The organism is Bacillus sp. RHFS10 (genome assembly GCF_016757475.1).
In the GTDB taxonomy this organism is placed as follows: domain Bacteria; phylum Bacillota; class Bacilli; order Bacillales; family Bacillaceae; genus Bacillus; species Bacillus subtilis_G.
Genome location: NZ_JAESPO010000003.1, coordinates 207,295 through 220,707, shown reverse-complemented (window position 1 = coordinate 220,707; position 13,413 = coordinate 207,295). Strand labels below are relative to the sequence as shown.

Here is a 13,413-nt window from a genome sequence, read left to right as displayed (position 1 = left end):
AATGAGTAATTCTAACAATTCGAATCACGGAGCTGAAATTGCTGTTATCGGAATGGCAGGCCGATTTCCGGGTGCGAAAAACATGCAGGAGTTTTGGAGCAATTTGATAAATGCGAAAGAGACGATTTCTTTTTTCACTGATGAGGAACTGAGAGAAGAAGGCGTGGATGAAGAGCTGCTGAATAATCCGCGATTTGTAAAAGCAAAAGGAATTGTGGAGGACGTAGACCTGTTTGACGCCGGCTTCTTTGACTATACGCCAAAGGAAGCTGCTATGATGGATCCGCAGTTCCGAATCTTTCATGAATGTGTGTGGACCGCGTTGGAAGACGCTGGATACGATCCTTTCACTTACAAAGGGCAGATCGGCCTTTATACAGGAGCCGGCCTCAATGCAGAATGGGTGCTGAGGGCTCTTCAGGGGGCAAAGCATGGAGAAGACTCAAAGACGCTGGAAACAGCTGTTTTGAATATGAGAGATTATATGGCAACACTTATTTCTTATAAGCTTAACCTGAAAGGGCCGAGCATGATGGTGCAGACTGCTTGCTCAACCTCGATGGTCTCTATTCATCTTGCTGCCCAGGCTTTGTTAAATGGAGACTGCCATATGGCGGTTGCAGGCGGAGTCTCTATCCGCCTGCCGCAAAAATCCGGGTATCTCTACCAAGAAGGTATGATCCATTCTCCAGACGGGCATTGCCGCGTCTTTGATGATGAGGCGGCGGGCACAGTATTTGGAGACGGGGCAGGAGCGGTCATTTTAAAAACGCTAGAAGATGCCGAAGCAGACGGAGATCATATTTATGCTGTTATAAAAGGTACTGCAATCAATAATGACGGCAGCAGAAAGGTTGGATATACAGCGCCGAGCACCAAAGGCCAGGTAACAGCTATCAAAACAGCCCTGCACATGGCAGAGGTGGAGCCTGAAACCATTACGTATGTCGAGGCTCACGGCACAGGGACGACACTCGGTGACCCGATAGAAATAGAAGCGCTAAAACAAGCTTATCAAACAGACCGTCGCGGCTACTGCAGAATTGGTTCTGTCAAATCCAACATTGGTCATTTAAATGATGCGTCAGGTGTGGCCGGATTTATGAAAGCAGTTCTAAGCTTAAAGCATAAAATGATTCCGCCGACTCTGAGTTTCGAAAAGCCAAACGCCAAAATCGATTTTGAGCAATCACCATTTGTCGTCAACACGGAACTCACCCCTTGGGAAGAAAACGAATTCCCGCGCAGAGCGGGCGTTAGTTCATTTGGCATAGGAGGAACAAATGGCCATGTCATATTAGAGGAAGCACCAGCGCATCACAAAGAAGCGGAAAGACACGACGCGGAACTCTTATTGCTGTCAGCCAAAACACCGGCCGCTTTAAACAACATGACAGACCGGCTATCAAACTATTTCATGAAAAATCAGCAAGCCAATTTGGCAGCCGCCGCATATACCCTTAAAGTAGGGCGTCATTCGTTCCCTTATAAAAAAGCGATTGTGGCAGCGGATGTGTCTGAGCTTATTCAGGCTATTCATGAAAATGACTATGAGTCTGTTAAAACCGGAAGCTCTCAATCAGCAAGCCGGCCCGTTGTCTTTCTTTTTCCGGGACAGGGGGCGCAGTATGTTGATATGGCTAAAGGGCTTTACAATACTGTACCGATTTTTAAGGAGGAGCTCGACGCCTGTTTTGACATATTAAAAAATCATATGGATACAGATCCGCGCTCGGTGCTTTTCTCTGACAATAAGCAGCATGATGCGAAACTGATTAACCAAACTGAATATACGCAGCCTCTTCTGTTCTGTATCGAATATTCACTTGCAAAAATGCTGATCGATTGGGGAATTAAGCCGAAAGCAATGGCGGGGCACAGCATCGGTGAGTATACGGCTGCAGCCATATCGGGTGTGCTCTCATTGGAAGATGCGCTTGACATCGTCAGCTTTCGAGGGGCAGCGCTCCAAAATCTTCCGTCCGGATCTATGCTTAGCGTATCCTTAAGCGAAGCAGACATCAAACCGTATACAGACGAAACTGTTTCAATCGCTGCGGTGAATGCGCCAAATTCATGTGTTGTCTCAGGGGAACTAGACGAGATTGAGGCATTGGAAAGGAAGTTGAGCGCCGAGGGGCATAGCTGCAGAAAACTCCATACATCTCATGCCTTCCATTCACATATGATGGAACCGGTTTTAGAGAGCATGAAACATAAACTCTCTGGCTATCAATTTAAAAATCAAAAGATTCCGTTTGTTTCAAATGTAACAGGGAATTGGATCACAGACGAAGAAGCCGGAGATCCGGCATATTGGGCTCACCATTTACGTGGGACCGTCAGATTTATGGACTGCGCAAAACGTTTAAAAGAAGAATTAAATCCGATTTTTATAGAGGTTGGCCCTGGAAACGCTTTGCGATCGTTTGTCAGCAAGCTGTATCAGGCGGAGGATCAGCCGCAAATCGCGATCCAGCTGTTAAGGCACCCGAAGGAGTCAGCATCCGATTATCGGTATTTGCTGAGCAGGCTGGGAGATATGTGGCTGCACGGGGTTCCGATCGACTGGAAAGCTTTTTATGAGAAGGAGCAGTGCCAGCTTATTCCGCTTCCGACATATCCTTTTGAAAGAGAAAGATACTGGATTGGCCGGACAAAAGAACAGCCGGGCACACCGGCGGCAGAAAATGTCGAGCTTTTGGTGCCTGAGCAAGTAAATGACGAGAAGGCAGCGGATACAGAATCAGATGTTCCATTGAATGAGACAGAAGCGGCTTTGGCGGCCATGTGGAAGGACATTCTCGGAGTCAAACATGTCACATTCGATACACATTTCTTTGAAACAGGAGGGCATTCATTAAACGCCACTGGTCTGATTTCCCGCATTCACAAGGAATTTGGAGCGGAGCTTACATTAAGCGACGTGTTTCAGCATCCGACAATCCGTGCGCTTGCCGCACTTATTGAGCGTTCTGACCGAAATCAATATACATCCATTCAGCCTTCAGAAATAAAAGACGTGTACAGGCTTTCAGCGGCACAGCGGAGAACGTATTTGATTCATCAGAGAATCGGGCAAGTCACCACATATAACATGCCGATGGCCCTTTTATGCTTCGGGAAAATTGATGCCGCCCGCTTCGAGGACACATTCAAAAAGCTGATCGAAAGGCATGAAACACTGCGTACAACCTTTGAAATTAAGGATGGAGAACCTGTTCAGAGAATCCATCATAACTTTGATTTTTCGATTGAACAGACCGAAGCGAGAATGGATGAGCTCGATGACGAAATCAGTTCATTTATACGGCCGTTTGACCTTAAGGTCTCTCCATTAATTCGGGTGAAATTCGTCAAAATTGAAGAAGAAAAACATGCGTTGCTTGTTGATATGCACAATATTGTGGCGGACGGCGCCTCGATGAATATTTTCATAAAAGAATTTACTCAATTATATAGAGGGGAACAGCTCCCAGAAAAAATCATTCAGTATAAAGATTATGCGGAGTGGCAGCAGACATTTTTTAATAGTGACATGTTTAAACGCCAAAAAGAGTATTGGCTGAAACAGCTTGAGGGTGAAGTGCCTGTGCTGAATATGCCTCTTGATTATGAACGCAAAGAACAAAGCTTTTTAGGCAGGGCAATCAAGTTTACAATCCCGCCGCGCGTTTTAGAAAAGCTTGAAAAAATCGGAGAGGCGCAGCAGCTGACCAACAATGTCATGCTGTTTCAGCTCTATGCCATGCTTTTGTCCAGCTATACAAAACAGCAGGAGTTGATGATCGGGTCATTGGTGGCAGGCCGGCGTCATGCGGATATTGAGAATACGATCGGAATGTTTACAAACTTTTTGCCGATCAAAATTCATTTAAATCCTGAAGAATCGTTTGCCGGCAACCTTCAACACACTAAACAAACTCTGCTTGAAGCTTATGACCATCAGGATTATCCGTACGATCAAATGGCAGAAACACTGAAGCCGGTGATCAAGCCGAACCGCAACCCTTTCTTTGACACCATGCTGATCTATCATAATGAGTATGACCCGAATATAAAAATGGAGGCCGGCGGATTAACATTTGAAACATATGAATTCGCAAAAGGCATTTCAAAGCTTGATATGAAAATGGACGTCGTCAAGGAAGTGACGGGAGAGCTTAAATGTGTGCTTCAATACAACCGATCTCTTTTCACTCATGAATTCATGCAGGCATTTGTTTCTCATTTTATCTCTCTTGCTGAAAAAGCTGCGGAAGAGCCTGAAAAACGCATAAAGGACATTCCGGTGCTGAGCCAAAAAGAGCAGGAAGAGGCCGAACGAAAAAGGGAGAGAGAGTCAAATCGAGTCATCGCGTGCCCATTAACCATTTGTTCCAATTTTACGGCTGATCCGATTGTGCCTTACCTCAAATGGTGGGGCGAACAGTTTGATATCAAGCTTGATATCAAGCTGTCTCCTTACGGACAGGTGTTTCAAGAATTGCTTAATGAAGAAAGTTTACTGTCACAGCAAAAAAATGGTGCCAGCCTGCTGTTGATTCGCCTTGAGGATTTGGCGGGGGATTCAGGCCTTTCTTTGGAAGAAAGAATGGCCCACGTTCAATATAATTCAGATGAACTGCTCGCCATCATTAAACAAAAGAAAAAAGAAGTGCCTTATTTCATTGGATTGCTGCCGCTGGAAAATGTGAAAGAGCAGGAGCTTCGGGATATTCTTGTACAGTCCCAGCAGAATTGGATCACGGGGCTTGCTGGAGAAACGGATGTACATTTGATTGATCTCCGACAGCTGCATCAAACATACCAGCTTGATGCCATATTTGACCCGCAAAGTGAAAGAGCGGCAAGAATACCGTTTACTGAAGAATTTTATGCGGCGATGGGAACACGGGTGGCCCGTGAGTTTGCGGCATGGCTCAAACCGCCGTTTAAAGCGGCCGCCATCGATTGTGACGGCACTTTGTGGAGCGGAACCGTGTCTGAAACTGGGGCGGAAGGGATCTTGATTACGCCTGCCCATCGAGCGCTGCAGCAATTTTTAAAGAGAAAACAAGAAGAAGGTTTGCTCCTTGTGCTTTCAAGCAGAAATAATGAAGAAGACGTCTGGAATGTGTTTGAACGACATCCAGATATGATTTTGAAGAAAGAGGACTTTGTCCTGTCACGCATTAATTGGGATGAGAAAGCCAGAAACATGAAAGAAATGGCCGATGAGCTGAACATTTCAGTGGATCGGTTCATATTCTTAGATGATGATCCGGCTCAATGCCTGGAAATGACCGAACGCCTGCCAGAGGTTCTGACCTTGCTTCTGCCATCTGATACAGATTCTATTCCGATGTTCTTAGAACATGTCTGGGCATTTGACAGGTTCACAGTGACAGAAGCTGATCAAAAGCGCACGGAACGATATTTGGCCGCGCAAGAAAGAAAAATAGAATTGAATACGTCCCGTTCGCTTGAAGAATTTCTTTCCGGTTTACATCTGCGTATAGCCTTGACTGAGATGACAGAAGAGCATTTGCCGCGAGTTGCTCAAATGAGCGCGAGAATTAATCAGTTCAATATGAATCCGTCAGTCTACCGTGAGGAGCAGATTGCCCAGCGGCTCAGTACGGACGGCCATATCGGCTGGATCGTTGAAGCAGCGGACAGATTCAGTGATGAAGGCATCGTCGGTGCAATTATGGGAATTCGAACAGAAGATTCATTAAAGTTAGATACTTTCCTTCTCAGCTGCCGCGCACTAGGCAAAGGCATTGAACATAAATTGCTGTCGGGTCTTGCTTCATATGCAAGGGAAAAACAGCTTGCGACGTTGTCCTTGGAGTTTAAGGATTCAGGCAGAAACCGCGCCTTTTCTGAATTTTTGGCTGCACATCGTTTTGCGGAAGAAGCGGGTCCGTTAAAAACAGTTTGTCAAATCTCTGTGCATGATGTTGAGGATCAAAGCAGGCATATTGAATGGGCATCCTCTTTACAGCCTTCGTCTGGCAAAAAGGAGAAAGCGATTGCGGATGACGGATTGCAACCCGCTTTAATGGAAAACACAAGCGCTCATTGGGAAGTGCTGCATGCTGAGAAATCCTTGCATTCTCCATATTTACTGGCCTTAGATACTCATCAGCCGAAGCATTTGCGGGCGCTGCTAGTAAAGGAACAATTAGGAGCTGAAGCAGAAGATAGCGGACCGAAGACAGAACAGCAAAAAATACTTGTGGACATTTGGAAGGAAATCCTCCACTTGGATTATGTAGGAATTGACAACGATTTCTTTGATTTGGGAGGAAATTCGTTGCTCGCTGTCAAAATGGAAGTAGAGATGGAAAAGAAAGGCTGGTATGTTGATGAGTTGAATCATGCGAAAAAACACACGATAAGGGAATTATCTAAATATATGAAGAGGGAGAATCAGCATGCATAAAGATATTAAAGCAATTTTTGATGAAGATAAGGTTTTGGCAGAAGCTGCCGTTATATATGGATTTACTAGAGATCAAGTACAGTTTTTAGCGGATGCGGAAAACTATGTGTATGAGTTTGCCAAAGACAATGAATCTTATATTTTAAAGATTACACACACGATTCGCCGGTCGCCGGATTATATAATGGGAGAGATGGAATGGCTCCACCATCTTGCTGAAGGCGGGCTTTCAGTCGCCAAACCAATTCCGTCGTTAACCGGTAAAGATGTTGAGGAAGTGCCGGACGGAAACGGCGGAGCATTTTTATTGAGAGTCTATGAAAAGGCGCCGGGTCATAAAGTAGACGAATCTGAGTGGAACGAAACCCTATTTTTCGAGCTTGGCAGATATACAGGGAAGATGCACAGCCTGACAAAAAGCTATAAACTGAGCAATCCTAGATTTAAAAGACAGGAGTGGGATGAAGAAGAGCAATTAAAGCTCAGAAAATATGTCCCCGAAGATCAGACAAAGGTTTTTCAAGAGGCGGACGATTTAATGAATGAGTTGCGTCAACTGCAAAAAAACCGTGACAGCTACGGCCTTGTTCACGCAGATCTTCACCATGGTAATTTTAACTGGGATCATGGTAAGATCACTACATTTGATTTTGATGATATTGGGTACAACTGGTTTGTGAATGATATCAGCATTCTCCTTTACAATGTCCTATGGTATCCAGTCGTCCCATATGAAAATAAAGCAGCCTTTACAGAAGAATTTATGACGCATTTTATAAAGGGATACAGGGAGGAAAATGAAATTGCCGCCGAGTGGCTCAAGAAAATCCCGGATTTCCTCCGTCTGCGCCATATGCTGATTTATGGATTGCTGCATCAAATGTTTGACCTTGATTCAATAGGAGAAGAAGAAAAAGAAATGCTTAAGGGATTCAGAAACGATATCGAAAATCAAACGCCGATAACCGAATTTGACTTTTCGAAGTTAGCGTAAGAAATTTGCGCCGATCCCCTTATTAAAAAACTCCGGCTGTGAGCCGGAGTTTTTTATTTTTGTTCTAAAATAGCAAAAATGTTTTTCGCCTGCTGCGTATTGTCGATGAGCCCCTTCCATTTTCCCTTTCCCGGACCGTAAGCATAAACCGGTACGTCTTCACCGGTGTGGGCTAACGTTGTCCAGCCTGAAAAAGACCGTTTATCAAAAATCAATTGAATGCTTTTTTGGACAGCAGCTGTATTTGATTGTGAGGCTGCGTTTTTAACCTGATTTATCTCATTTTCCGTCAGCTTCATATTAATATAAGTGCTGAGCACCTTTTCGGCATCTTGGCCTTCAGCGATCTTCTCTGCCATATAGCCCGGCGTTTTTTTAGCGGCGATGATTAGGGAAGGATCCCATTTATAGCCGGTCTCGCGCGTCATTCCCTCTGCACCGTAAGAGAAACCGCCTGTAGAGTGATCAGCTGTAATAATAACCAGTGTTTCTTTATCTTTTTTCGCAAAATCCAGAGCAGCTTGAACAGCTTTCTCGAAATCTTCCATTTCGCTCAGAGCGCCCACCACGTCATTTTCGTGGGCTGCATTGTCTATATTGCTTCCTTCCAGAAGCATAAAAAAACCGTTTTCGTTCTTCTGTAACTGGGTGAGTGCCGCTTCTGTCATGTCTTTTAGAGAAGGTGTGCTGTTCTCTCTGTCAATCGCTTTATCTAATTCAACTTCTCCAAACAGTCCGAGCAGCTTATCGTGCTGGTTTTTTTTCAAGTCTTGCTTTGTGTTCACATAATGATAGCCGTCTTTTTGGAATTCTTCAGCAAGATTTCGGTCTTTGCGAATGAAATATTTCGCTCCGCCTCCGAGTAAAACATCAACCTTATGAGAACCATTAATACGTTCATCATAGAATTGGTCCGCAATTTCAGTGTAGTTTTTCCGTGAGACGTTATGTACACCGAAAGCAGCGGGGGTGGCGTCGGTTAAGTCCGAAGTCACGACGAAGCCGACGGACATCTTGTTCTCTTTGGCAGCTTCTGTTACGCTTTTGAGCTGCTGATGTTTGTTGTCTACTGCAATCGCATCATTATATGTTTTCGTTCCGGTTGCCATGGCGGTTGCAGCAGCCGAAGAATCAGTAATATTGTCTCTGGGATCGTTAGGATGTGTCATCTGCATGCCTGTTAAATAAGGGTCCCATGCTGTTTGGACGGGGGTATTCAGCTTTTCGCTTTTTAATGTCCTATAGCTGTTAATCATCGGCATACCCATTCCATCTCCGATGATTAAGATCACATTTTTAGGGTTCTTGCTGCTTGTCTTAGATGATTGAGAATGAGGAGAGGATATGAATTCTGTTATGGCGAAAACACTTAAGAAAGCAGTCAAAATGAGGGTGACAGTTACTGTAAAACGCGCTTTGGTAATAAGAAACATCTCCCTTGTTATATTTATTTACTAATATGTATTTTATTTGAAAATAATAGAGACTTCAATGCTTTTTTCGATAACAGCGAAAAGCCAATAGGGAATCTAACCCCATTGGCTTTTACAATGTATCACATTTTACGCCGACTACGCCTTCAATGTCTTTAATGTCATAGTAGACATCGGTCGTGTACCTGTTTTTATGAACGCGGACCTTGACTTCCATGATTGGAAATTCCTTTTCACCCAGGTCGTCGATCCGGACGGAGTGCGTTTTAATATCTTTTCTTTTCATTTCTTTTAAAATATCTGTCATTTTGTCTTTATCCGAAAGCGACATTCTGATGCGGATGTCTTTTTCCTGCAGGCGGTCGGGACCGATTTTTCTGATCGCCCATGGTAAAAATTCCACGCTGATCAGGATGAACAGAAGACTGGCAAAGGCTTCTTTATAAAACCCGGCTCCGGTTGCCAGCCCAAGCCCCGCTGCACCCCAGATCATAGCTGATGTTGTCAGGCCGGAAATGACGTCGTTGCTTTTCCGCAAGATGACACCGGCACCGATAAATCCGACGCCGGAGATAATTTGGGCCGGGAGACGCAGCGGGTCCATCATAATGCGATAGTATTTAGGGAAATGATATGCCGCATTAATACTGACGATCGTGAGCATGCATGAGCTGACGGCGATAACGATACAGGTTTTTAATCCGAGCGGCTTATTTTTTAATTCGCGCTCAAGCCCGATGACCATGCCAATCAATGTGGCAATGCCCAATTTTAATAAAATATCAGGATCAATATACCAGCTCAACAGCAACTTCCCCCTTCTCTAAGGTGTTTTTAAATAAATATGATTTTCTCACAGTATTTATAGCAAAACAAGAGCACAAAAGCCACCAAGCGGTGCTTGATGGCTTATTGCTTACTTTTTGCGTTTTAACAGCTTTTCCATGACACCGAATAATCGATACGAGGCTTTTGCAGGACGTTTCGTGATCAAGCTGCCGATAATACCCGCGATCATACTCAGGAAAAATCCAGGTATCATTTCATAGAGGCCTGTAGAGTCAGCTAAACCAGTTGTAATCCAAATTAATACTGTCGCAGCTCCGACAACCATGGCTGAAAGAGCGCCCCATTCAGTCATCCGTTTCCAATACAGACTCAGAAGAATGGCAGGCCCGAAAGCAGAACCGAATCCGGCCCACGCATACCCAACTAAATCAAGAATCGTACTGCTCGGATTCAAGGACATCAGAATCGCAATGACCGCGATAATGAGCACTGACAGACGGCCGGTCATGACCAATTCTTTATCTGATGCTTCACGTCTGAAAAATGTCCGGTATAAATCCTCTGTCATGGCGCTCGCTGTGACCAGAAGCTGAGAAGAGATCGAACTCATAATCGCTGCTAAAATAGCAGACAGCAAAAATCCCGTAATCAATGGATGGAACAATATTTTAGAAAAAATAATGAAAATCGTTTCAGGATCACTTACAACTACTCCGAATTTATGTGCGTAAGCCACACCGACCAAACCCGTTAAAGTTGAACCGAGAATGGAGATCACCATCCAGCTCATCCCGATTCTGCGCGCGGGTTTTAAATCTTTGATATGCTTAATCGCCATAAAACGGATGATGATATGAGGCTGACCATAGTAGCCTAAACCCCAGGCCAAATAAGAAATAATGCTAATGACGCTCGCGCCTTTAAAAATATCCAATAGCTTCGGGTCCACGGCTGAAATCTCATGTAAAGCAGGAGAGACGCCGCCCAGCTGGGTAAAAGCAACGATCGGCACAAGCACTAGTGCTGCAAACATGATCGCACCCTGTACAAAGTCAGTCAGACTGACAGCAAGGAAACCGCCAAACAGTGTGTATAACACGACAACGCCCGCAGTCAGCAGGAGTCCAAGTGTATAATCGGCTCCAAAAGCAGATTCAAATAATCTTCCGCCTGATACCATACCAGAAGACGTATACAATGTGAAAAAGATCATAATGATCAAAGCTGATACAATTTTAAGCACTGATGAAGAATGCTGGAATCTTTTATCAAAGAAATCGGGAATTGTAATCGCGTCATCCGCCGCTTCCGTATACGCTCTAAGACGCGGAGCCAAAAGAAGATAATTCGAATACGCGCCGATTGTCAAGCCGAGTGCAAGCCATAATGTCGACAAACCTGTGGCGAACATGGCCCCCGGAATTCCCATCAGCATCCATCCGCTCATATCCGCCGCACCGGCAGACAAAGCAGTGACAAACGGGCCGAGTCCTCTTCCCCCAAGCATGTAATCGTTGATATCAGTTGTTTTCCTAAATGAATACCAGCCGATTAACAGCATGGCAGTAAAGTAAATTCCTAACGATATAATAATTTCAATACTCACGTTTTACCCTCTCTTCAATCCTATAAATGTGACATCACCTCTCCAATTGATGGTGCCAGTTAAGTCTGGCGCAAGTGTGACCTATTTTGGTGCACTTGTTAACTTAACCTAACAAAGTATTCCCGGCCATTCAAGCGATGAAACTTTCAGCAGCAGTAAGAAATACCGCTGAAAACCTAGAAGGGACAAAGAGATAAAGCGCTTTCATAAATGAATAAAATTAAAAATATTCAGAAAAATATTTTGTTTCTCCTTCGTCTCTTTTTAGTATAAAATATATGAGGTATTGTCTCGAAAACACAGGCCTGTTCCAAGGCGTTTTGTTGCTTTAAAGGGCTTGTTTTTGATATGATCAGTATTATATGACTTAACGGAGAAATATGTGGAGGTGGACCAGATGTCACGAATTTCAATAGAAGAAGTAAAGCACGTTGCGCACCTTGCGAGACTTGCGATTACAGAAGAAGAAGCAAAAATGTTCACTGAACAGCTTGACAGCATCATTTCATTTGCCGAGGAGCTTAATGAGGTTAACACAGACAATGTAGAGCCTACAACTCACGTGCTGCAAATGAAAAATGTCATGAGAGAAGATGAAGCGGGTAAAGGCCTTCCGGTTGAGGACGTTATGAAAAATGCGCCTGACCATAAAGACGGCTATATTCGTGTGCCATCAATTCTGGACTAAAGGAGGGACACAAGAATGTCATTATTTGACCATAAAATCACAGAATTAAAACAGCTCATACATAAAAATGAGATTAAGATTTCTGATCTGGTTGACGAATCTTATAAACGCATCCAAGCGGTTGATGATAAGGTACAAGCCTTTTTGGCATTAGATGAAGAAAAAGCGCGAGCGTACGCCAAGGAGCTTGATGAAGCGGTTGACGGCCGTTCTGAGCACGGTCTTCTTTTTGGTATGCCGATCGGCGTAAAAGATAATATCGTAACAAAAGGGCTGCGCACAACATGCTCGAGCAAAATTCTCGAAAACTTTGATCCGATTTACGATGCTACTGTTGTTCAGCGCCTTCAAGATGCTGAAGCAGTCACAATCGGAAAATTGAACATGGACGAATTCGCCATGGGCTCATCTACCGAAAACTCAGCTTACAAGCTGACGAAAAACCCTTGGAACTTGGATACAGTTCCCGGCGGTTCAAGCGGAGGTTCAGCGGCTGCGGTTGCTGCGGGAGAAGTTCCGTTTTCTCTTGGATCTGACACAGGCGGCTCCATCCGCCAGCCGGCATCCTTCTGCGGCGTTGTCGGATTAAAGCCAACATACGGACGTGTACCCCGTTACGGATTGGTCGCATTTGCGTCTTCATTAGACCAAATCGGGCCGATTACTCGCACGGTTGAGGACAACGCATTTTTGCTTCAAGCGATTTCCGGCGCAGACAAAATGGACGCTACAAGCGCAAATGTGGATGTTCCTGATTTTCTTTCTTCATTAACTGGCGATATTAAAGGACTGAAAATCGCGGTTCCGAAAGAATATCTAGGTGAAGGTGTCGGCAAAGAAGCGAGAGAATCTGTTCTTGCCGCGCTGAAAGTTCTTGAAGGCCTCGGCGCTACATGGGAAGAAGTGTCTCTTCCGCACAGCAAATATGCGCTTGCGACATATTACCTGCTGTCATCATCTGAAGCGTCAGCCAACCTTGCACGCTTTGACGGCATCCGCTACGGCTACCGCACAGACAACGCGGACAACCTGATCGACCTTTACAAGCAAACGCGCGCTGAAGGTTTCGGAAATGAAGTCAAACGCCGCATCATGCTTGGAACGTTCGCTTTAAGCTCAGGCTACTACGATGCGTACTACAAAAAGGCGCAAAAAGTGCGTACGTTGATTAAGAAAGACTTCGAAGACGTATTTGAGAAATATGATGTGATTGTCGGACCGACGACACCGACACCTGCGTTTAAAATCGGTGAAAACACAAAAGATCCGCTCACAATGTACGCAAACGATATCTTAACGATTCCGGTCAACCTTGCCGGCGTACCGGGAATCAGCGTGCCATGCGGTTTAGCAGACGGACTTCCGCTCGGCCTGCAAATCATCGGAAAACACTTTGATGAAAGCACTGTATACCGCGTTGCTCATGCTTTTGAACAAGCGACAGACCATCATAAAGCAAAACCTGAACTGTAA

Annotated in this window: 7 protein-coding genes; 4 read left to right on the top strand and 3 right to left on the bottom strand. The window is 44.7% G+C overall.

What is annotated here, in order from left to right:
• The first annotated feature begins 1 nt into the window (after position 1).
• The gene (locus JMN17_RS13610; RefSeq protein WP_087991372.1) at positions 2 to 6,430 is read left to right on the top strand and encodes a type I polyketide synthase; all 6,429 of its coding nucleotides are present in this window, start codon (positions 2 to 4) and stop codon (positions 6,428 to 6,430) included.
• The gene (locus JMN17_RS13605) at positions 6,423 to 7,424 is read left to right on the top strand and encodes a phosphotransferase enzyme family protein (RefSeq protein ID WP_202328333.1); all 1,002 of its coding nucleotides are present in this window, start codon (positions 6,423 to 6,425) and stop codon (positions 7,422 to 7,424) included. Before JMN17_RS13610 ends, JMN17_RS13605 begins: the two co-directional genes overlap by 8 nt.
• Before the next feature lie 53 nt (positions 7,425 to 7,477).
• Here JMN17_RS13605 and JMN17_RS13600 read toward each other — a convergent pair whose 3' ends face one another.
• The 3 genes from JMN17_RS13600 to putP all read right to left on the bottom strand — a co-directional run bounded on the left by JMN17_RS13600 (position 7,478) and on the right by putP (position 11,252).
• On the bottom strand, positions 7,478 to 8,857 hold the full coding sequence (locus JMN17_RS13600; RefSeq protein WP_087991374.1) for an alkaline phosphatase: 1,380 nt from the start codon (positions 8,855 to 8,857) through the stop codon (positions 7,478 to 7,480).
• A gap of 112 nt (positions 8,858 to 8,969) precedes the next feature.
• Complete coding sequence (locus tag JMN17_RS13595; RefSeq protein WP_087991375.1) at positions 8,970 to 9,668, bottom strand: MgtC/SapB family protein; 699 nt, start codon at positions 9,666 to 9,668, stop codon at positions 8,970 to 8,972.
• Positions 9,669 to 9,773: 105 nt separating this feature from the next.
• Complete coding sequence (gene putP / locus JMN17_RS13590; protein ID WP_148963519.1) at positions 9,774 to 11,252, bottom strand: sodium/proline symporter PutP; 1,479 nt, start codon at positions 11,250 to 11,252, stop codon at positions 9,774 to 9,776.
• Positions 11,253 to 11,649: 397 nt separating this feature from the next.
• Here putP and gatC point away from each other — a divergent pair, with 397 nt between their 5' ends.
• Both gatC and gatA read left to right on the top strand, forming a co-directional pair.
• Positions 11,650 to 11,940 (top strand): Asp-tRNA(Asn)/Glu-tRNA(Gln) amidotransferase subunit GatC, encoded by a 291-nt coding sequence (gene gatC / locus JMN17_RS13585; protein ID WP_087991377.1) that lies wholly within the window; start codon positions 11,650 to 11,652, stop codon positions 11,938 to 11,940.
• 15 nt (positions 11,941 to 11,955) lie between these two features.
• Positions 11,956 to 13,413 (top strand): Asp-tRNA(Asn)/Glu-tRNA(Gln) amidotransferase subunit GatA, encoded by a 1,458-nt coding sequence (gene gatA, locus JMN17_RS13580; protein WP_202328332.1) that lies wholly within the window; start codon positions 11,956 to 11,958, stop codon positions 13,411 to 13,413.

Excerpts from the sequence above, each read along its gene's own strand:
- JMN17_RS13610 (WP_087991372.1), top strand. The coding sequence starts at position 2 with ATGAGTAATTCTAACAATTCGAATCACGGAGCTGAAATTGCTGTTATC.
- JMN17_RS13605 (WP_202328333.1), top strand. The coding sequence starts at position 6,423 with ATGCATAAAGATATTAAAGCAATTTTTGATGAAGATAAGGTTTTGGCA.
- JMN17_RS13600 (WP_087991374.1), bottom strand. The coding sequence starts at position 8,857 with ATGTTTCTTATTACCAAAGCGCGTTTTACAGTAACTGTCACCCTCATT.
- gatC (WP_087991377.1), top strand. The coding sequence starts at position 11,650 with ATGTCACGAATTTCAATAGAAGAAGTAAAGCACGTTGCGCACCTTGCG.
- gatA (WP_202328332.1), top strand. The coding sequence starts at position 11,956 with ATGTCATTATTTGACCATAAAATCACAGAATTAAAACAGCTCATACAT.